Origin of the sequence: Lentzea guizhouensis, from assembly GCF_001701025.1 — a bacterium.
GTDB classification, from domain to species: Bacteria; Actinomycetota; Actinomycetes; order Mycobacteriales; family Pseudonocardiaceae; genus Lentzea; species Lentzea guizhouensis.
In genome coordinates this window covers 6,432,761-6,452,776 of the sequence record NZ_CP016793.1, presented here as the reverse complement: position 1 = coordinate 6,452,776, position 20,016 = coordinate 6,432,761, and the positions used below count along the sequence as shown (strand labels likewise).

Below are 20,016 nucleotides of genomic sequence, written 5' to 3'. Positions count from 1 at the left end.
GCTCGCAACAGAAGGGCGGGGCCGGCAGATGCCGGCCCCGCCCCGTGATCACCTCGTGGTCACGCCTTCACGGAGTGCTTCCCGTGCGTCCAGGACGTGGCGTCGCCGCCGTCGCCCGCAGGACCGGAGTGCCCACCGACCGTGCTGCTGTGGTTGGAGGCGTCGCCGGTCGAACCCGTCGCACCGGTGTCACCGGAGTTGCCCGAGGTGACCTCGGTCCAGGACTTGGTGCCGTGGTTGTTCCAGTCGTGCTTCCAACCGTGGTGCTTCCAAGCGCCGTGCTTCCAGCCGTGGTGGTTCCAGCCGTGGCACTTGTCGCCGTGGTGGCCGGACAACTTCTGGTTCTCGTTCTCGGTCTTGACCACCGCGGTGTTGCCACCGGTGGCGCCGGAGTTCCCGGAGTCACCCGAGTTCCCGGACGTGGCCTTGTTCGAGCTCGTGGCGTTGCCGCCGTCGCCCGAGTTGCCGCCGTTGCCCGCGATGGCCTTGGTGGAGCCGTTGTGCTTGCTCCACTTGTCGTGGTTCCAGGACTTCTTGCCCTGCTCGGTCACTGCCCAGGCGTTGCCGCCGTCACCGGCCGGGCCGGAGTTGCCGCCCTTGGTGGCGCTGTGGTTCCACGCGTCACCGGTCGAGCCGGTGGCACCGGTGGTGCCGGAGTCGCCCGAGGTCACCTTGGTCCAGGACTTCGTGCTGTCCCAAGACCAGCCGTGGCCCCGCTCGGCGCCGACGGTGTGGACGAACGCCTTGTTGCCGCCGGTGTTGCCCGACTTGCCGGAGTCACCCGAGTTCCCGGACGTGGCCTTGTTCGAGCTCGTGGCGTTGCCGCCGTCGCCCGAGTTGCCGCCGTTGCCCGCGGTCGCCTCGGTCGAACCGGACTTGGTGTGGTGGCTCCACTTCTGGCCCTTGTTCACGGCCACCGCGTCGCCACCGTCACCGGCGGGACCGGAGTTCCCACCAACCGTGCTGCTGTGGTTGGAGGCGTCGCCGGTCGAGCCCGTGGCACCGGTGTCACCCGAGTCGCCTGAACTGACGCTCGTGTGGCACTCGGCCAGCACACAGATGCCATAGGCGCTGTTGCCGCCCGTGGAACCCGAGTTGCCGGAGTTTCCGGAGTTGCCCGACCGCGCGGTGTTCGACCGTTGCCGGCCGAACCGGAGTTGCCGCCCGTCGTGGTGCTGCGGTTGGCAGCGTCGCCGGTCGAGCCGGTGGCACCGGTGTTGCCGGAGTCGCCCGAGCTCACCGTGGTGTGGCACTCCGCCAGCACGCACAGTCCGTAGGCGCTGTTGCCGCCGGTGGCTCCGGAGTTCCCGGAGTTGCCCGAGTTCCCGGATGTGGCGTTGTTCGAGCTGGTGGCGTTGCCGCCCTTGCCCGAGTCACCGCCGTTGCCACCGTTCACCACGGAGTGCACCACGTCGCCGACGCCGCCCAGCAGGCCGTTGTCACCCGCGTCAGCACTCGCCATCGTTGTTCCGAACAGGAGGAAGCCCCCTGAGAACGCTGCGGCCACAAGACCGCGTCGCACATAGCTGTGCATGTCGAACCTTCCTGTCAAGCAAGCTTGGTGATCTGGTCGGCTTGGTTGGCAGGACTGGTCAACTGGGATGACTTCGGCCGTAGTAGTAACACCACGACCCGTGAACCTGGTCAGCTGCGGTGACGACGAGCGACTCGTCGTTCGGACGGACTCCGGCCGCAGCGGGAAGATCCCCGGCAGCGGGACCCGCCGATCCACCCGCTGACGCCGATCCTGTCGTGCCGGGCATCACGAGCGGCACGTCAGGTGACGGCTGGGACGGCGCCTCGATCGGTGGCGCCACTTCAGGTGCATCGAACTGTTGCCGTTGCGTGGGAACAGCAACCACACCCCGGTCGTGCACAACTCGGTCATGCACAACTCGGTCGTGCCAGGTCACAGTGCGAACCTCCGGCACGACGACCGGCACCTGCGGCACCTGCGACACCGCTGGCACTGCTGGCGCTACGGGCACCACAACCGGCGGCGGCACCGTCCCCGGCGCGGATGAGCGGGTGGTCAGCGGATCAACGATCCGCGGCACCACCGGCACGTCCTGCACCGTGCGCACCAGCGGGGTGAGCACCGGGGCGGTGACGGGCCGCAGCGGCTCGAGCACCGGGTCCAAGGCCTGCGTCGCGGCACCGACGATCGGCGCCAGCGGTGCCAGCACCGGCTCGGTCACCGGGCTGAGCAGAGTGGTAACTCCGCCCAGCAGGCCGGAGGGTTCACCGTCATCGGCATTCGCCACTCCCACCGAGAGCAGACCGAACCCGATCAGGAACCCAGCCACTCCCAGCGCCCGTCGCAGTGTTGCGGAACAAGTCAACTTCATGTATTCACCCCCCTTCGACGAATGAGCACCTGTACATCGAGGTATTCGATGCCCCCAGCGGGCCGGTTCACTCGAAAGTGGAGATTTTTGTTTTCGCAGCTCAGCGATGTGAATTAAATTGAAACTTCTAATCTTGACTACTTTGCGACATGACCATGCGCCCATAGGGACAACACATAGTGACAATCACACGGTGATGAACCAGCGCGTTCCGAGCAGGGCCTCCCTCTGACCCACCGTCCGAAAGGCCGCCCCGACCGCGCTCCGCGGCGGCCTTTCGGCGTTGGTCAGGCGAAGGCCAGTCCGACGACGTTGCCGCCGGCGCCACCGACGACCGTGGCGCGCCCGCTGCTCAGGTCGACCTTGACCAGGAGCGTCCCGCCCAGCAGCGAGAAGCCGGGTTGCACCGCGGCTATGGCGTGCTGGCGTCCGTTCACGGTGGCGATGTCGAAGCCGTTGGTCCGGTCGATGTCGAGGCCGAGCTTGCCGACGGTGAACAGCTGTCCGGTGTTCGGGGACACGACCGGGGTGACGCCGGCGGCCGTGCCCTGGGTGACGAGGGTGTCGGTGCGGCTGTCGAGGTCGTAGAGCGTGGTCGACGTCGCGCCGGCCACGCTGTTGGTGTACCCGGCTCCGGAGACCTGGGGCGTGCTGCCCGCGGCGCGGTCTGCCGGGGCGTAGGCGAGCGGGGTGTCCACCGCGGCCACGACGCCGGTGTCCGGGTGCAGGCGCAGGTTCTGGCCGCCGGTGGTGACCAGCCGGATGCGGTCGACGGCCGGGTTGAAGTCGGGCCGGCCGCTTCAACCCCGAGCTCGCCGGTGTGCGGGTGTGGCTGTTCGCGATCGCGCGCAACGTGGTGATCGACGAGGTCAGGTCGCGGCTGCGCCACGACAGGCGGATGGCAGCGGCGGGTAGAGCCGTCGTCGAGGCCGGCGAACCGAGCTCCGACTTCACGAGCACGACGATCGACCGGCGGCTGGTGCAGATCGCACTGCGGCGGATCAGCGCGGACCAGGCGACCGCCCTCGTCGAGACCTACCTGCGTGACAGGTCCTACCGCGAGGTGGCCACCGAGCTGGACGTGCCACCGGCGACGCTGCGCAGCCGAGTCCACTTCGGACTGAAGGCCCTGCGGCTGGCCATGGAGGAGATGGGCGTCCAGCGGGGGACCTGACGGCAATCCGGCTACCCGGCGGCTTCGAAGACCAGGCGTGGAACCGGGAAGAACACGGGCGATCGACCCGCACCTGCTGACCGGTGCTCACGCACTCGGCGCGCTGCCCGACGCCGAGCGGGTCGAGTTCGAAGCGCACCTGGACAGGTGCCGGGGTTGTGCGGAAGAAGCCGGTGGGCTGAGGGAGACCGCGGCCAGGCTCGGCAGCGCTGTCGACCACGCCGCCAGTCCGGGCGTCCTGCGGAGTCGCGTGCTGGCGGCGGTGCGGCGACTGCGGCAGGTGCCGCCGAGTTCCGAAGTAGAGGCGGTCGCTTCGCTCCGCCAAGGTCTTCGGCGAGCCGCCGGGCTCGTCTTGGCTGCCTGTGCGACCGCCGCGGCCGTGGCCGGTGTGCACGCCACGCTGAGCACCACGACCACCATCCCGGTGGCCGCCTCTCCTCACACCCGGATCGGTGACCTGCTGGCCGCGCCGGACCTGCGGCTGGTCACCGCAGGACAACCACCGGGTACCGCGGCGGTGTCCCGCAGCCGCGACGAGATGCTCTTCCTGGCAGACGGCCTGCGCACGTTGCCGGACGACCGCGTCTACCAGCTGTGGCTGGTGGACGACCGCGGTCCGCGCCCGGCGGGAACGCCGGACCCGGCCGGCCGAGCGGCATCGCTGCTCGTGACCGGGATCGGCGGCGTCGGCGAAGTCATCCTCACGGTCGAGCCCGCGGGTGGATCGCCGAGCCCGACAGGACCTCCGGTCATCACCGTCAGCCTCGCCTGAGCGGACCTCGCCTGAACGGACCCCCGCCTGACCGGACCCGGTCCGGTTCGACCCGACACCGAAGACCTGGATGTGACCGATCACGTCCTCGTCGTCGGACGTGGCGACACCGGACGCCATGACGTGGACCCGGTGCCGGCGGCAGACGCGAACAACTCCGGGAACCGCCTGCACAGCGCGGTTCCCGGAGTCGCGGTACTGCTGCCCTGGAGATGTCAGGCGGGCATCAGCACCGAGTCGATGAGGTAGACGGTCGCGTTCGCGGTCTTCACGCCACCGCAGACCACGTTGGCGTCGTTGACCTTCAACGCGTTGCCCGAACCGGTCACCTTCACGGTGCCGGTCTGCACGGTCTTCTGGTCGCCGGCGATCTTGTCGGGCGTGATCTGGCCGGGAACCACGTGGTAGGTCAGGATCTTGGTCAGCAGCGCGTCGTCGGTCTTGAGCTTCTCGATCGTCGCGGCGTCGATCTTGGCGAACGCGGAGTCGACCGGCGCGAACACCGTGAACTCGGCACCGTTGAGCGTCGAGACCAGGTTCACCTTCGGGTTGAGCTTGCCCGACACGGCGCTGACCAGCGTCGTGAGCAGCGGGTTGTTGCTCGCCGCGACGGCCACCGGGTCAGCCGCCATACCGGAGACGGAACCGGCGCCGGACGGGACCTGCTTGGCGTAGTCGGCACAGCCGGGACCCACCAGGTTCGCGGCCGGGTCGGCCATCGCCTGCGACGACGGCGCCATCGAGGTCGCCGAGGTGGGAGCGGTCGAGGAGCTGCTGCTCGCCATGTCGCCCGAGCCGCACGCCGCGCCGAACACTGCGAGCGAAACGGCGCCGGCGGCGAGGACGGTGTTGCGGACGGTCTTGTTCATGACAGGACATCTCCAAGGGGTGTTCGGGCGGTTGCTGCTCGTGATTCGCCACCCCAGGACGACCGGATGGGTCTGGTTACCGACCTGTTACCAACGAGAGCGACATTCGTCCAATGCCGACGCGGCCGGCCACTGCGACGATGGCACGCATGGCTGAGGCGTTGACAGTGGCTTTGCGGATCGCCGACGAGGTGCTGTTCCCCGCCGCGCCTGAGGTCGAGCGTGCCGGCCGGGTGCCGGGCAGCCACCTCGACCTGTTGGCGGAGCACGGCTTCTACGGACTGGCGGCACCGGACTCCACTTTGGACGTGCCGGACTACCCGGCCGTGCAACGGATCGTGGAGACGATCGCCGGTGGCTGCCTCACCACGACCTTCGTCTGGATGCAGCACCACGGTGCGGTCATGGCGGTCGCGGAGTCGGGCAACGAGCCGCTCCGCACGCGCTACCTCGCCGAGCTCACCGCGGGCCGCATCCGGGCCGGACTTGCCGCGGGCGCCGCCGTGCGGCCGGGACCACCGTCGCTGCGCGCCACCCCGGTCGACGGCGGATGGCTCTTCGACGGCACGGCGCCATGGGTGACCGGGTGGGGCATGGTCGACGTGCTGCACATCGCGGCCCGCACTGATGACGACCTGCTGGTCTGGGCGCTGGTCGACGCCGTCAACAGCGCAGAGGTCACCGTGGTGCCGGTGGAGATGGTCGCGGTGCAGGCCAGCCGGACGGTGACGATGGAGGTCGAGTCGTTGTTCGTGCCGCACGAGCGGGTCACGTCGACCGTGTCGAGGGCGGAGCATCTGAAGGGTGACCCCGAGTCGGTGCGGTTCACGGGATCACTCGCGCTGGGTGTGGCCGGCCGCGCCCTTCAGCTCGCCGCGCTCGGCCACGCTGAGCTCGACGCGGTCAGGGACGCACTGGTCGGTGCCCAGCCAGATGCGGTCCCGCGGGCCCGAGCGAACGCGACCGAGCTCGCGCTCAGGGCGGCGGCGGCACTCGTCGTGCACAACGGCAGCCGTGCGGTACTGGCGCACGACCACGGACAACGGCTGCTGCGCGAAGCCGGTTTCCTGCTCGTGTTCGGGTCGCGACCGGGCATCAGGTCCGCGTTGCTCGACCGGTTCTGCCACTGACACCCCGGCGGGGACCTCGAACGCTGTCGTTCGAAGCGCTGGAGTTCGCCACGGGGTTCGACTGATGTCCGTCACCGGCGGCTACCGCGGGCCTGAAGCCGGTGCTGCACCGGGCACACGGCCTCTGGCCCGAGACGATCACCTCGGGCCGGGCGCCGTGCCGTTCACCGAACCGCGCAGACCGGAGTCAGCACCGGGCGCGGCACCCGCACCACCTGGCGCGCACAGGTTTGCAACCGGGCCGAGACCGGCTGGTCCTCCCAGATCAAGACCTCGAAGTCCCCGTAGTCGCCCAGCGCTGTGAACGCGCGGTCAGCCGACGCGACGGCGAAGCTGCGGCAGCCCTGCTGGTGGGCGTAGCGCGCATGGCACAGCAAGGCGTGTTCGGCGGCGTTGGCGTGCCGCGGGACTCTCCACGCCGCGACACCGAGTTCCGCGAGCACGCTCAGCGTGAAGTCCTCATGCGCATCCTGATGGCTGTAGCTGGCCATCACGTGGTGAACCGGCCCGGCCGCCGCCACCAGCGCGCTCACCCTCGTGCGCAGCACACGAGGACGCGGCTGGTTCGGTCCGACCGCGTTCTCCACGTCGATCAACAGCACCTTGTCCGTTGCATCCACGGTTCTGATTCTGCGGCTTTCGAGGCGATCCGGCTCGTCGCCGTCCCCGACCGGGTGACCAGGGTGGTGCTGCGGTTGCCGGTCGCCTCGACCGCGCTCGAATCCGCGTCCACGTCGGGCCCACCGGTCAACGCGGGAATGCGGTCGTTTCAGATTCGGCACACGGGGTAATGCAGGGTTTTTGGTGTCTTCACCGAAGAGGACTCAGGTCGACCGATGAATGCGAGCGACTGAAGCGTCACATGGCACACGATCCGGAAAACGGTCTGGGCGGAACTCCTGTGCGTCGAAGTGTGATCCCGTGTGGAGCACGGGGGTAGCGAGGTGGTGGACGGTCGACGCCTTCAGCGACTCCGCGGGCTCATCACCGCACGCGGCGCAGAGCGTGGTTTCACCGGGTGGGCGGGCGTCGTCTGCGAGGTCGCGGTGCAGGTCGTCGGGGTTGATGGCGGGGCGATCTCGCTGCGCTCGGCGGGGCCGGCCCAAGAGCTGGCCGCAGCCAGCGGCCCGTGGGCGGGCGGGCTCGAAGAACTGCAGTACTCCGCCGGTGACGGTCCCGGCGTCGAGGCGTTCGCCACGGCCAGTCCGGTGTTCGTCACCGACCTGGACCAGGCCGACCAGCGGTGGCCGGGGTTCATGAGCACCGCCATCGGGGCAGGTGTCGGTGCGGTGTTCGCATTTCCCCTGCAGGCCGGCACGGCCCGGCTGGGCACGCTCGACCTCTACCGGCGCCGGCCGGGAGCCCTGCCGTCCGACCGGCTGGCCGACGCGGCCGTGCTCGCGGACCTGGCCACCACCGCGTTGCTGACCGACGCGTCGCCCGAGGGAGGCGCGCCCTGGGCGCAGGTGGACACGCCCGGCCACTACGACGACGTCAACGTGGCAGCCGGCATGCTCGCCGCACAGCTGCGGATCAGCGTCGACGACGCCTTGGTGCGGCTCAGGGCGCACGCCTTCAGCTCGGGTGAGCCACTGCTCGAGGTCGCCCGATCGGTGCTGCACCGGCAACTGCACCTCGACCAGTTCTCCAACTGACCGCTGAACCGTCAACCCGACCGACGGGACTGCGCGGAGTCGACCGCGACGTCGAGCCCGCGGGCTGCGACCACCTGAGCGCCGCCATCAGCCAACCGGTAACAAAGACCCACGACACCGACCTGGCCGGCAGCGACGCGCTCGGCGAGCACCTTGGACCGGTCCAGCAACAGGTCGACCGTGTGCCGCACGTGCTCGGCGAGGATCTCGTCGGCCTCCACTCGACCTGCCGCCCGCGCGGCGAGCACGCTGGGCGTCACGCGCTCGACGACGTCCCGCACGTACCCGGCCGGCGTCACCCCGTTCTCCAAGGCGGCGCACGCGGCCGCCACAGCGCCGCACGAGTCATGGCCGAGCACCACCACCAGCGGGCTGTCCAGCACACCGACCCCGTACTCGATGCTGCCCAGCACCTCCGCACCCACCACGTGACCGGCGGTGCGCACCACGAACAGGTCACCCAGGCCGCGATCGAAGATGATCTCCGCGGCCAACCGGGAGTCCGAGCACCCGAACAACACCGCGAACGGGCGCTGGCCGGGCGCGATCTCGGCGCGGCGGGCCGCGTCCTGGTTCGGGTGCTCCGGGGTACCGGCGACAAAGCGCTGGTTACCGGCGAGCAGCAGCTCGAATGCTCCAGCAGGACCCGAGGACTCGATCTTGGCCATGACTGGACCCTATGCCAGTTCGCCGGCCTCAGCCGCCTGTGCCGCCCTGTCGGCGCCGATCGGGTCCGGTCCTCGGAGAGCAGTTCGAGCATGATCGGTCGGTGCGCGCGACACCCGCGGCTCGCTCACCACCGCGGCGCTCGTCGACGCCGCCGAACTCGGCACACACGAACCAGAGGAGATCAGGCATGGCTGACCAGAAGGCCGTCGCGACGGCGTGGATCGAGCGCTGGGACCGCCAGCAGGAGCACTACATCGCCGAACGCGAGGAGCGCTTCCAGGTCATCGGTGACGTGGTCGAGCGGGTGTGCGCGGCCGTCGAGGCGCCGGTCGTCGTGGACCTGGGCTGCGGACCGGGATCGTTGTCGACCCGGCTGCACGCGCGGGTGCCGCACGCCAAGATCGTCGGTGTCGACGTCAACCCGTTCCTGCTCGGCCTCGCCCGTCACGCTCGCCCGGACGAGGCGCCGATCGACTACGTGCTCACCGAGCTGGGCACGCCGGGCTGGGTGGACCAGCTCGCGGCCGGGCGCCGGTGGGACGCCGCCGTGTCGACCACCGCGTTGCACTGGCTCGAACCCGATCGCCTGCGGAGCGTCTACCACGACCTGGCCGCCGTCATCCGCCCCGGAGGCGTGCTGGTCAACGGGGACCACCTCTACCACGAGAAGCCGGCGCTGCGGGAGCTGGCGGAGTTCGTGCGCGATCGCCATGCCGAACGTGCGGGCGTTCTCGCGAACGAGGACTGGGCGACCTGGTGGGAGCAGGCCCGAGCCGACACCGGGTTGCGCCGGATGTTCACCGAGGAGGAGCTGACCACGAGAGCGGGCAGCCACGGCAACGACCTCAGCGTTCGCTGGCACGAGGACGCGTTGCTGCAAGCCGGGTTCAGCGACGTCGGAGTCGTCTGGCAGTACGGCGACGACCACGTGCTGGTCGCCGTGCGCTGAAAACCTCCGGGAACCGGGGCGCCACTTGAGCCGACTAGGTCTGTGTCGGCACCAACCCCGGTGCCGGTACAGGTTGGTGAAGCGGGGTGGGGCGGCTTGCACGGCCGCCTCCTCCCACCACGTGGGACGGGAGCCGTGACCGTCCGACCGCGCTGAGTCGTGCTCGGAAAACGTGGGAACTGAACGGGGTTCGTGGACGACTACTGCTCCAACCCCCGCAATCCGTCCCCACCACAGAGGTGCCCCCGATGTCCGCTCCCCCGCTCGAGCTCGAACGCACAGACGAGACACCCCGCACCAGCCAGATCTCGGTCGTACCGCTGCTGCGCAGGCTGCACTTCTACGCCGGTGTGCTGATCGGGCCGTTCCTGGTCGTGGCCGCCGTGACCGGCATGCTCTACGCGTTCGCACCGCAGATCGACGACGTCCTCTACGGCGACAAGCTGTGGGTCGAGCCCGGGGGCACCGCCCGTCCCGTCTCCGAGCAGGTCGCGGCAGCTCAAGCCTCCCTGCCCGAGGGCACGGTGACCGCGGTGCAGGTCTTCGACGACCCGGAAGCCACCACCCGCGTCGTGTTCGCCGCTCCCGGTCTGGCCGAGGAGTACAGCAAGACCGTCTACGTCAACCCGTACACCGCCGAGGTGCGCGGCGAGCTGACGACCTGGGCGGGATCGACGCCCGCCGTCACGTGGCTCGACCAGTTCCACCGCGACCTGCAGCTCGGAGCGGTGGGCAACCTCTACTCCGAGCTCGCCGCCAGCTGGCTGTGGGTGCTCGCGCTCGTCGGCCTCGTGCTCTGGATCGCCCGCCGCCGCACCGCCCAGCGCCGGGTGCGGGCCCTGCTGGTGCCGGAGAAGGGCGCCAAGGGTGTGCGCAAGAGCCGCTCCTGGCACGCCAGCCTCGGCGTCTGGGCTCTGGTCGGCGCGCTGTTCCTGTCGGCCACCGGACTGACCTGGTCGAACTACGCCGGCGAGAACTTCACCGCCGTGCTGACCGCCCTGAACGCCAAGGCCCCTGCCCTCGACACCGCGCTGCCCGGCTCCACGTCGGCCGGGACCGCGCCGAGCGAGCACTCGGAGCACACCGGAACCGCGGGCAGCACCGGACCCGTTGACGCCAAGACCTTCGACACGGTGCTCGCCGCCGGTCGCGGGGCCGGCCTCGACGGACCCGTCGAGATCGCACCGGCCGCCGCACCGGGGACCGCCTGGTCCGTCGGGCAGACAGATCAGCTCTGGCCGATCCGCCAGGACAGGGCCGCCGTCGACCCCGCCACCGGCAACGTCACCGCCCGCGCGGACTTCGCCGACCGGCCGTTGCCGGCCAAGCTGTCCACTTTGGGCATCCTGGCGCACATGGGTCTGTTGTTCGGCCTGGCCAACCAGATCGCACTCCTGCTGCTGGCCGGGACCATCCTGACGCTGATCTTCTTCGGCTACCGGATGTGGTGGCAGCGCCGCCCCACCCGTGCCGACCGCCGTGCGCCCGTCGGCACGGCGCCCAAGCGGGGTGGGTGGCAGCAGCTCCCGTTGTGGTTCGTCATCCCCGCACCGCTGGTGCTGATTGCCGTGGGCATCGCCATGCCGTTGCTCGGCATCAGCCTCCTGGCGTTCCTGGTCCTCGACGGGATCATCGGGATCGTGCGGTCGCGCAAGCAGGAGCGCACGCCAGCGGTTGTGGAGAGCTGAGCGCGGAAGCCGGTGGATCACCGGGGGTTGACCACCCTGGACGCCGTGACGAAGTGCGGTCTGCCGGTCTGCCGGTCAGCGGGTGCGGCACGATCGCGCTCTCCACGCCGAACAGCTCAGCCACCCACCGGAGCTTGCCGGGTGAGTGAGTGCGCGGGCGGCGAGGACGCGCTGGCGCTCGCCACCGGACAGCGTCGCGAAGACGCGGTCGGCGGGCCACAGCATCCGCACGCGGTCCAGTGCGTTCTCGACGATCTGGCGGTCTGATGTGGTTTCCCGGTCCAGCACGCCCTTGTGCGGGTTGCGGCCCATGGTCACGACCTCCACCGCCACACCTTCTTCCGCGTGCGGGCTCTTAGTTGTCGTTGAGGGTGAGGCCACCGGCCGGGACGGCCTTCACCTGCGCCACCATCGACGGGTCGGCGGAGACGCCGCGGGACTGGCTGTTCGCCACGACCCTGTCCTGGATGCCCAGCGCGACAAAGCTCTCCACCTCGGCCACCGAGGCACCGTTGAGCCGCACCCGGCTCGGCGCCTGGCCGAAGCTCAGCCTGCGGCCGCAGTTCTCGATCGTCAGCGGGTAGCCGGTGGGAGCCGCGGTGGCGCTGCGGGCGTGCTGGTCTCCTTCGCCGCGTCCGGGGCGGAACCCGCGCTACCGCAGGCGGCCAGCGAGACGGTGAATGCCGCCGCCAGTGTCAGCACACCGCGCGGCGGATGGGCGATCTGGTGGTCACACCGAATCGGTAGCCCGAAGGCACGGAGAAGTTCCCGGGCAGTTCAGGAGATGCGCCGCCCGGAGCGGTTGTCGGCCAGCAGGGCGACCAGGTCTTCGCGGGCCCGCGCCAGGCGGGACCGGATCGTGCCGACCGGGCACCCGCACACCTCGGCCGCGTCGGCATACGACAAACCGAGCTGCTGGGTGAGCACGAACGCGGTACGGCGCTCCGGGTCCAGCGTGCCGATCACGTCGTCGAGCGCGACGCGGTCCGCGAAGCCCGGCTCCACCGGCTCCGGCACCTCCGCGCTGTGGTGCACGCGGGGCCTGGCCCGCACCGACCGGATGTGGTCGACGACCACCCGGCGGGCGATGGTGAGCAACCACGTGCGGGCGGGCGAGCGTGCCTCGAACCGCGGCAACGACGGCAGCGCCCGCAGGTAGGTGTCCTGGGTGAGGTCGTCGGCCAAGCGCGCATCGGCGGCCAGGTGCGCGACGAACCGCCACACGTCGGCCTGGGTGGCGCGCACGAAGTCCTCCGCGGCGGCACGGTCCCCCGCCCCGGCGCGCAGTGCCAGAGCGGTGACGTCGGCGTCGTCGCGACGCGGCATCCTCACACCGAGGACTACGGCCGCCGCACGGAACGGGTTCAGCGCGTTCCACGCGGAGCAAGACCGAGCCGGAACCGCACGTGCGGGTGTGGCGATCGCTCGGCTCACCGTCGGCACGGGTGTTGGTCTGCTGTGGACGGTGCGGCGAGTTGCTGCCGTCACCGGTGTCTCAGACGACGTCGACGTCCTCGTGGTCGCGGCCGTTGACCAGATCTTCCCGCGCGCGGGCGACCCTGGACCGCACGGTTCCGACCGGGCAGCCGCAGACCTCCGCGGCCTCGGCGTAGGACAGTCCCAGCACCTGGGTGAGCAGCAGGGCTTCGCGGCGTTCGGGAGCCAGGCCGGCGAGCATGAGGTTGAGCTCGACGACGTCCTCGAACCCGGCGGACCGCGAGTGCTCCGCGGCCTGACCGGTGTCCGAGGCCTGCTGGTAGTCCGCGGACCAGGCGATCGACGGGCGCACGACCTTCGCCCGGATGTGGTCGACCACGGTGCGGCGGGCGATGGACAGCAGCCACGTCCTGGCCGACGACCGGCCCTCGAAGCCCGGCAGGCTGCGCAGCGCCCGCAGGTAGACGTCCTGGGTGAGGTCGTCCGCGACCCCGACGCCGGCGAGGTGCGCGACCAAGCGCCAGACGTCCCGTTGCGTCGAGCGGATGAACCGCTCCAGCGCGTCACGATCGCCGGCGCCGGCGGCCAGCGCGCTCGCTGTCACCGCGTCGTCGTCACCCCTTGAAGTCGGCACGGTGGTGGAGCGTAACTCAGAGTTCGCCGGGAACTATTCGCGCCTCGTAGCCGACAATCTCGGTGTGGACTGCTACACCTGCCGCGAAGCTCTGTCCGCGCGACTCGACGGCGAACCTGAGGGCGTACCCGCCGCCGAGGTCGACGCACACCGGGAAACCTGCACGTCGTGCCAGGTGTGGCACGACAACGCGGCGGCACTCACGCGGACGCTCCGCATCAGGCCGGCCACCCCGGTACCCGACCTGACCGCCGCGATCCTGGACGCCGCGCCCCCGATCACGCCCCCGGCGCCGCGAGGCTGGACACCGCGGGCCCTGCTCGGCGGTGTGGCGGTCGCGCAGCTCACCCTCGGCATGGCCCAGGTCCTCGGCACCAGCGGTGCCTCGGCACACGGCGGCCACCCGACCGGCGTCGACAGCGCCCACCTGTTCAACGAGAGCACCGCCTGGAACCTCGCCATCGGCCTCGGCTTGCTGTGGACCGCGCTCCGCCCGGCCGCGACGTCCGGGATGCTGCCCGTCGTCGGCGCGTTCGTCGCCGTCCTGATCCCCTACTCCGCCAGCGACCTGCTCAGCGGCACCGCCACCGCCGGCCGTGTGCTCAGCCACACGCTCCTGGTCGTCGGCCTGGGGCTGCTGGCGCTCGTGCACTTCGGCAACCGCGGACCCGGCGGCCGCACACCGCTCACGCACGGCGAGTCCGACGACATCGCGGGAGACACCTCGGCCACGCCGGAACGCGCCGAGCGGTCTGGCCCCCAGCGCCGCATCCGGCTGCGTCCGGTCAGCAAACGCCGCGCCGCCTGATCCGCCACCTGGAGCCGGCAACGCACGGAGCGGGAACCGCTGGGCATCTCTGATCGACTACCTGAGTGCCGGTGTCGCTCCTGTACCGGTGGGTTGGGTGAGTGGAGGTGGCGGGTCGGGGGACTCGCCACCTCCCGTCCCGCACGCGCGGAAATGTCCACTTCGAACAGTCGTGTCGGTCACACCGGCGGATGAGGTTGGGTTCTCCGGGAACCGCGGGGGCCGAATGCCCGACTGGTACCGGTGTGAGGGTGAGCAGGGCCGCTGTTGTCGCGTCGGCTGTTTCCGTTGTGTGTGTTGCCGTTGTCGTGTTCTGGGCGGGCGATGTGCACGCGGCGCTCGGCGACAGTGACCCGGGCAGACTCACCTCGCTGGCGTTCGGGCTGGTGCGCACGCTCGCCAACGCCGCTGCCACGATCACGCTGGGCGCACTGGTGTTCGGTGCCTTCGTGGTGCCCGCTCCGGCCCGTCGCACGAAGCTGACCGCGCACGCGTACGCGGCGGTCCGCATCGCGGCGACCGCGGCGGCGGTGTGGGTCGTCGCGGCAGCCGTGGCCGTGGTGCTGTCGGTCTCCGACGCCACCGGACAGCCCGTGAGCGTCGCGCTGAGCCATCTGCCGGGCCTGGTGGCGGCCACCGAGGAGCCCAAGGCCTGGCTGGTCACGACCGTGGCGGCCGGACTGGTGGCGGCCGGGACGCGGATGACGCTGACCTGGGTCAACTCCGTGCTGTTGCTCGGACCGGCGCTCATCGGCGTGCTGGCTCCGGTCATCGTCGGACACGTCGCGAACGGGGCGTGGCACGACGTGGCGACCAACGCCATGGTGTGGCACATCCCGGCCGCCGCGGTGTGGGTAGGCGCGCTCGTCGCGTTGCGCGGCTACCTGCGCCACTCCCCCGGCGCCACGTCACCCGACGAGGTCGTGAGGCGTTACCACCGGCTCACGACGGTCTGTGCGGTCGTGCTCGTTCTCAGCGGCGGAGTGGCAGGCGCGGTACTCGTCGGACCTGCTCGCCTGACCGGCGGATATGTGGCGCTGCTGCTCATCAAGCTGGCCGTGGTCGCCGTGATCCCGCTGCTGCGGGCGCGGTGGGGAACGCGTCGCCCGCTCGGCGTCGAACTGGTCGGACTCGGCCTGGTGCTCGCCGCCTCCACCGGGCTTGCCCACCTCGTGCCACCCGCGTGGGGGTTGACCCGGCCCTCGCCGCAAGAAACCGTGCTCGGTTTCGAACTTCCGGGCGGACCTTCCGCGGCAGAACTGGTCCTCGGCTGGCGGCTCGACCTCGTGCTCGGGCTCGGTGCGGTCCTCGCGGCCGCCGTCTACCTGGCCGGTGTGCGCACGCTTCGACACCGAGGCGACAGCTGGCCGCTCGGGCGAACAGTCGCGTGGGCAGCCGGATGCGCGGTGGTGCTCGTGATGACCTCGTCCGGTCTGGGCCGGTACGCGGCCGGGATGTTCAGCACGCACATGGTGGCGCACATGGCGTTGAACATGCTGGCGCCGGTGCTGCTGGTGCTCGGCGGGCCGATCACGTTGGCGCTGCGGGCTTTGCCGCCCGGATCACGGCAGTGGGTCACCGCGCTCGTGCACTGCCGGGCCGCGCGCACCGTCGCCCACCCGGCGGTGGCGGCGGTGGTCTTCGTGGGCTCGTTCTACGTGCTGTACTTCTCCGACCTGTTCGGGGAGATGATGCGGTTCCACTGGGCGCACCAGCTCATGAACATCCACTTCCTGGTCAGCGGCTACGTGTTCTTCTGGCTCGTCATCGGGGTCGACCGGGCGCCGCGCACGCTGCCGCACCTCGCGCGGCTCGGGCTGCTGTTCTCCGTGATGCCGTTCCACGCGTTCTTCGGCGTGATCCTCATGAACAAGCAGACCCTCATCGCCGAGGACTTCTACCGCACGCTCGACCTCACCTGGCTGCCCGACCTGCTCACCGACCAGCGGCTCGGCGGCGGCATCGCCTGGGCCACCGGTGAAGTACCGATGTTGGTCGTCGTCATCGCCCTGCTGCACCAGTGGGCGCGGGCCGACCGGCGTGAGGCCGTGCGGTTCGACCGCTCCGCCGACCACGGTCACGACGACCGGCTGGCCGCCTACAACGCCATGCTCGCCGAACTCTCCGGACGAAGGAACTGACTCATCATGACCACCACGGCGGACCTGTCCGTCGAGCTTTCGGTGTCGGGCATGACCTGCGCCGCGTGCGCCACCCGCATCGAACGCAAGCTGAACAAGGTCGACGGTGTGCGCGCCACGGTCAACTACGCCTCCGAACGCGCGATCGTGCACCTGCCTGAAGGCATGGGCGCCGACGACGCCGTGCAGGTCGTGCGCAACGCCGGCTACGACGCGAGTCCCGCCGGGCGGGACTCGACCGCCGTCGACGTCGTGACCGGGCTGCGGCGCAGGCTCGTGGTCGCCGCGGTGCTGGCGATCCCGCTGGGCAACCTGTCGATCAGCCTCGCCCTGGTGCCGACGCTGCGGTTCCCCGGCTGGGAGCTGCTGTGCGTGCTGCTGGCGCTGCCGGTCGTGGCCTACTCGGCCTGGCCGTTCCACCGCGCGGCGCTGCGCAACCTGCGGCACGGAGCCTCCAGCATGGACACCCTCGTGTCGCTGGGCGTGCTGTCCTCGTCCGGCTGGGCGGTGTGGTCGCTCGTCGCGGGTTCGTCCGGTGCGGGCTACTGGCTCGGCTTCGGTGTCACCGACGGCGGCGCGGACGCGGTGTACCTCGACGTCGCGGCGGGCGTGACCACGTTCCTGCTCGCAGGCCGCTACTTCGAGGTCAGGTCACGGCGCAGCGCGGCCGGGTTGCTCGAAGCACTGGCGGGCATGGCGGCCAAGGACGCGCGGGTGCTGCGCGACGGCGTGGAGACAGCGGTGCCGGCCGCTCTGGTCGTCACCGGCGATCTGCTCGTGGTGAAGCCGGGCGAGGCCCTGCCCGCCGACGGCGTGGTGACCGACGGCTGCTCCGCCGTCGACGCCTCCTCCATGACCGGCGAACCCGTCCCGGTCGAGGTCGGCCCCGGTGACCAGGTCACCGGCGGCACGATCAACCGGTCCGGTCGCCTCGTCGTGCGGGCCACCGCGGTGGGCGCCAACACCCAGCTCGCCCAGATGCGCGCACTGGCCCAGCAAGCCGCCGAACGCAAGGCACGCGTGCAGCGGCTGGTCGACCGGGTGTGCGCGGTGTTCGTGCCGGTCGTGCTGGTGCTCGCGGCACTCACGCTGGCCGGCTGGCTGCTCACCGGGCACACCACGCGCGAGGCGTTCACGTCGGCGGTCGCGGTGTTGATCATCGCCTGCCCCTGCGCTTTGGGACTGGCCACTCCGACCGCGTTGATGGTGGGCGTGGCGCGGGCCGCACAGCTGGGCGTGCTGGTGAAGGGACCGGACGCGCTGGAAGCAAGTCGCGTGATCGACACCGTGGTGCTCGACAAGACCGGCACGGTCACCACCGGTCTCATGCGGGTCACCGGCACCGCCTCGTTCTCCGCGCACGGCGAGCACGACGTGCTGCGGTGGGCCGCGGCGGTGGAGGCCGCGTCGGAGCACCCGATCGGCGTGGCGATCGCGGCGGCGACTGGGGATCGGCCTGCCGTCACCGGGTTCGAGGCCCTGGTCGGAGCAGGCGCGCGGGGGCGGGTCGAGGACGGGCTCGTGCACGTCGGCTCGCGCGATCTGATGGCACGACTGGACATCGCGCTGCCGCGCAGGCGCTGGCGTGGTCGGCCGCGCTCGGGTCCGCGACGGGGGTGTTCGTCGCCCGCGACGACGTGGTGGTCGGCGGCATCGCCCTGCAGGACGCGGTGCGGCCGTCCGCACGTCCCGCCGTCGACCGCCTGCACGCCCTCGGATTGCGCACCGTTCTGCTCACCGGCGACCACGAGGACGCCGCCCGCGCGGTCGCCGACGACATCGGGATCACCGACGTGATCGCCGGCGTGCGTCCGGCGGACAAGGTCGCGACGATCGAGCGGTTGCGCCGCGACGGGCACCGGGTCGCGATGGTCGGCGACGGCATCAACGACGGTCCCGCGCTCGCCGCGGCGGACCTCGGCATGGCGATGGCACGGGGCAGCGAGATCGCCGCGCACGCCGCCGACATCGTGCTCGTGCGCGAGGACCTCGCCGTGGTCGCCGACGCGATCACGTTGTCCCACCGGACGCTCGCGACGATCCGCGGCAACCTGGTGTGGGCGTTCGCCTACAACGCCGCCGCGATCCCGTTGGCCGCTCTCGGTCTGCTCAACCCGCTCATCGCCGGTGCCGCGATGTCGTTGTCCTCGGTGCTGGTCGTGGCGAACAGCCTGCGGTTGCGCGGGAACCCGGGCGGCGCCAGGACCGACCTGTAGACCGGCACCGAACCGGGGAGGTGCCCGGCGGTGGCCGCTACACCGATCCGACCTCGCCCGGCGTGCGCGGGCGCAACGCGACCACCCACCACCGGACGAAGGCCGACCTCGCCGCACAGGGAGCGACCGTCATCGTGGGCGGAGGAATTCCACCCGATGACGCGGGAACTACGCGGGTTCTCCTCCGACTACCTGAGCAGCAAGGAACTCCCGGAGAACCAGAGGCCCAACGCGATGTCCCGCACGAAGACCAAGAAGAAGCCGAACCCGGTGACCTCCCGCAAGGGCGTGTCGCTCAACGTGGTGCTGACCGCCGCCATCGCGGTGCTCGCGGTGGCCGTGTTCGGCGGCATCCTGCTGTCCCAGCGCGGCGCGGAGAACGACTCTTCCGCCGCGCTGGTTCCGGCGGGCGCGCACACGCTGTCCAAAGTCGACGGTGACAAGGTCACCCTGGTCGAGTTCCTCGACTTCCAGTGCCCGGCCTGCTCCGCCCACTACAACGGCGTGACCAAGAAGCTGGAGCAGGACTACCAGGGCCGCATCACCATCGTCACGCGGAACCTGCCGCTGGAGATGCACCCGCTCGCCGTTCCCGCCGCGCAGGCCGCGGAAGCGGCGGCGAAGCAGGGCAAGTACGCCGAGATGTACCACGCGCTGTACGACAACTTCGACCGCTGGGCGGTCGACGGGCAGAGCATCAGCTCCGACCGCGCCCGTGCGGTCACGCTGTTCGAGGAGTTCGCCGCCACCGCCGGGCTGGACACGGCGAAGTTCCGCTCCGACATGGCGTCCGCCGACGTCCAGGCCGTCATCGACCGGGACCTGGCCGACGGCCGCAAGCTCGACGTGCGGAGCACCCCGGCGTTCTTCCTCAACGGGGAGAAGTTCGAGCCGTCCGGCCAGTCCTTCGCCGACATCGACACGGAGCTGCGCGCGAAGATCGACGAGGCGCTGGCCCGATGAACCGGGCCCTGGCGTGGCTGTACGTGGTGGGCGGTGGACTCGGTTTGACCGGCGCCGCCGCGCTCACCCTGGAGAAGATCGCCGTGCTGCGTGACCCGTCGTACGTGCCGACCTGCTCGCTCAACCCCGTGGTGTCCTGCGGGTCGGTGATGGACAGCCCGCAGGCGGCCGTGTTCGGCTTCCCCAACCCGCTGCTCGGCATCGCCGGGTTCGCGGTCGTGGTGACGACCGGGGTCGCCGTCCTGGCGGGGTTCGAGCCCCCGCGTTGGTACCGGATCGCCCTGAACGCCGGCACCGGGCTGGCCGTGGTGTTCATGCACTGGCTGATCGCCGCGAGCCTCTACGACATCCACGCGCTGTGCCCGTACTGCCTGGTCGTGTGGATCGTGACGATCCCGCTGTTCTGGTACACGACGCTCGACACCTGGCCGCGGTTGGAGCCGGTGCGCCGTTTTCACAGCACGGTGCTCACGCTGTGGTACGCGGTGATCGTGGCGTTGGTGCTGGCGGAGTTCTGGGACTACTGGGTCAGCCTGGTCTGATCGCGGCTCGCCGGAACTCCT

20 protein-coding genes and 1 pseudogene are annotated in these 20,016 nt (G+C 70.7%); 12 read left to right on the top strand and 9 right to left on the bottom strand.

Annotation, left to right across the window (positions count from 1 at the left end; genetic code table 11):
* Positions 1-59: 59 nt before the first annotated feature.
* A complete protein-coding gene (locus BBK82_RS31515) occupies positions 60-1,055 on the bottom strand; it encodes a hypothetical protein (protein ID WP_065918239.1) in 996 nt (331 codons plus the stop codon).
* Positions 1,056-1,139: 84 nt separating this feature from the next.
* Here BBK82_RS31515 and BBK82_RS50740 point away from each other — a divergent pair, with 84 nt between their 5' ends.
* Complete coding sequence (locus tag BBK82_RS50740) at positions 1,140-1,277, top strand: hypothetical protein (RefSeq protein ID WP_154697608.1); 138 nt, start codon at positions 1,140-1,142, stop codon at positions 1,275-1,277.
* A 315-nt stretch (positions 1,278-1,592) separates the two neighbouring features.
* Here the strand turns inward: BBK82_RS50740 and BBK82_RS31510 are convergent, their stop codons facing one another.
* Together BBK82_RS31510 and BBK82_RS31505 are read right to left on the bottom strand one after the other, a co-directional pair.
* On the bottom strand, positions 1,593-2,513 hold the full coding sequence (locus BBK82_RS31510; RefSeq protein WP_154697607.1) for a hypothetical protein: 921 nt from the start codon (positions 2,511-2,513) through the stop codon (positions 1,593-1,595).
* Positions 2,514-2,635: 122 nt separating this feature from the next.
* Complete coding sequence (locus BBK82_RS31505; protein ID WP_237048448.1) at positions 2,636-3,076, bottom strand: DUF4394 domain-containing protein; 441 nt, start codon at positions 3,074-3,076, stop codon at positions 2,636-2,638.
* Between the two features lie 92 nt (positions 3,077-3,168).
* On the opposite strand from BBK82_RS31505, the gene BBK82_RS31500 reads away from it, so the two are divergent.
* Positions 3,169-3,522: a sigma-70 family RNA polymerase sigma factor gene (locus tag BBK82_RS31500; protein ID WP_065918236.1), complete on the top strand. Its 354-nt coding sequence runs from the start codon at positions 3,169-3,171 to the stop codon at positions 3,520-3,522.
* Positions 3,523-3,559: 37 nt separating this feature from the next.
* Complete coding sequence (locus tag BBK82_RS31495; protein WP_083268283.1) at positions 3,560-4,294, top strand: anti-sigma factor; 735 nt, start codon at positions 3,560-3,562, stop codon at positions 4,292-4,294.
* Positions 4,295-4,509: 215 nt separating this feature from the next.
* Here the strand turns inward: BBK82_RS31495 and BBK82_RS31490 are convergent, their stop codons facing one another.
* On the bottom strand, positions 4,510-5,163 hold the full coding sequence (locus BBK82_RS31490; RefSeq protein ID WP_065918235.1) for a fasciclin domain-containing protein: 654 nt from the start codon (positions 5,161-5,163) through the stop codon (positions 4,510-4,512).
* Positions 5,164-5,312: 149 nt separating this feature from the next.
* On the opposite strand from BBK82_RS31490, the gene BBK82_RS31485 reads away from it, so the two are divergent.
* On the top strand, positions 5,313-6,293 hold the full coding sequence (locus tag BBK82_RS31485; RefSeq protein WP_065918234.1) for an acyl-CoA dehydrogenase family protein: 981 nt from the start codon (positions 5,313-5,315) through the stop codon (positions 6,291-6,293).
* Between the two features lie 164 nt (positions 6,294-6,457).
* Here BBK82_RS31485 and BBK82_RS31480 read toward each other — a convergent pair whose 3' ends face one another.
* Positions 6,458-6,913, bottom strand: coding sequence for a hypothetical protein (locus BBK82_RS31480; protein ID WP_065918233.1), 456 nt, complete (start codon positions 6,911-6,913; stop codon positions 6,458-6,460).
* 327 nt (positions 6,914-7,240) lie between these two features.
* Between BBK82_RS31480 and BBK82_RS31475 the strand changes: the two genes are divergently transcribed.
* The gene (locus BBK82_RS31475) at positions 7,241-7,948 is read left to right on the top strand and encodes a GAF and ANTAR domain-containing protein (RefSeq protein WP_237047678.1); all 708 of its coding nucleotides are present in this window, start codon (positions 7,241-7,243) and stop codon (positions 7,946-7,948) included.
* Between the two features lie 11 nt (positions 7,949-7,959).
* Here BBK82_RS31475 and BBK82_RS31470 read toward each other — a convergent pair whose 3' ends face one another.
* Complete coding sequence (locus tag BBK82_RS31470) at positions 7,960-8,616, bottom strand: carbonic anhydrase (protein WP_065918232.1); 657 nt, start codon at positions 8,614-8,616, stop codon at positions 7,960-7,962.
* Positions 8,617-8,804: 188 nt separating this feature from the next.
* On the opposite strand from BBK82_RS31470, the gene BBK82_RS31465 reads away from it, so the two are divergent.
* The gene (locus tag BBK82_RS31465; RefSeq protein WP_065918231.1) at positions 8,805-9,566 is read left to right on the top strand and encodes a class I SAM-dependent methyltransferase; all 762 of its coding nucleotides are present in this window, start codon (positions 8,805-8,807) and stop codon (positions 9,564-9,566) included.
* Positions 9,567-9,814: 248 nt separating this feature from the next.
* Positions 9,815-11,254 (top strand): PepSY-associated TM helix domain-containing protein, encoded by a 1,440-nt coding sequence (locus BBK82_RS31460; protein WP_065918230.1) that lies wholly within the window; start codon positions 9,815-9,817, stop codon positions 11,252-11,254.
* A 75-nt stretch (positions 11,255-11,329) separates the two neighbouring features.
* Here BBK82_RS31460 and BBK82_RS31455 read toward each other — a convergent pair whose 3' ends face one another.
* From BBK82_RS31455 to sigC, 3 genes are all read right to left on the bottom strand, one after another.
* Positions 11,330-11,581: an ATP-binding cassette domain-containing protein gene (locus BBK82_RS31455; RefSeq protein WP_154697606.1), complete on the bottom strand. Its 252-nt coding sequence runs from the start codon at positions 11,579-11,581 to the stop codon at positions 11,330-11,332.
* Between the two features lie 450 nt (positions 11,582-12,031).
* Positions 12,032-12,580 (bottom strand): sigma-70 family RNA polymerase sigma factor, encoded by a 549-nt coding sequence (locus BBK82_RS31450; protein WP_065921491.1) that lies wholly within the window; start codon positions 12,578-12,580, stop codon positions 12,032-12,034.
* A gap of 169 nt (positions 12,581-12,749) precedes the next feature.
* Positions 12,750-13,325 (bottom strand): RNA polymerase sigma factor SigC, encoded by a 576-nt coding sequence (gene sigC / locus BBK82_RS31445; protein WP_065918228.1) that lies wholly within the window; start codon positions 13,323-13,325, stop codon positions 12,750-12,752.
* 64 nt (positions 13,326-13,389) lie between these two features.
* On the opposite strand from sigC, the gene BBK82_RS31440 reads away from it, so the two are divergent.
* The 5 genes and pseudogenes from BBK82_RS31440 to BBK82_RS31420 all read left to right on the top strand — a co-directional run bounded on the left by BBK82_RS31440 (position 13,390) and on the right by BBK82_RS31420 (position 19,995).
* The gene (locus BBK82_RS31440) at positions 13,390-14,133 is read left to right on the top strand and encodes a zf-HC2 domain-containing protein (protein ID WP_065921490.1); all 744 of its coding nucleotides are present in this window, start codon (positions 13,390-13,392) and stop codon (positions 14,131-14,133) included.
* A 251-nt stretch (positions 14,134-14,384) separates the two neighbouring features.
* Entirely contained in the window at positions 14,385-16,274 is a 1,890-nt protein-coding gene (locus BBK82_RS31435; RefSeq protein ID WP_065918227.1) for a bifunctional copper resistance protein CopD/cytochrome c oxidase assembly protein, read from the top strand.
* A 6-nt stretch (positions 16,275-16,280) separates the two neighbouring features.
* Positions 16,281-18,490: pseudogene (locus BBK82_RS31430) on the top strand (heavy metal translocating P-type ATPase).
* Positions 18,491-18,646: 156 nt separating this feature from the next.
* Complete coding sequence (locus BBK82_RS31425; protein ID WP_237047677.1) at positions 18,647-19,453, top strand: DsbA family protein; 807 nt, start codon at positions 18,647-18,649, stop codon at positions 19,451-19,453.
* The gene (locus BBK82_RS31420) at positions 19,450-19,995 is read left to right on the top strand and encodes a vitamin K epoxide reductase family protein (protein WP_065918226.1); all 546 of its coding nucleotides are present in this window, start codon (positions 19,450-19,452) and stop codon (positions 19,993-19,995) included. The genes BBK82_RS31425 and BBK82_RS31420 overlap by 4 nt, the downstream gene beginning before the upstream one ends.
* Positions 19,996-20,016 lie beyond the last annotated feature (21 nt).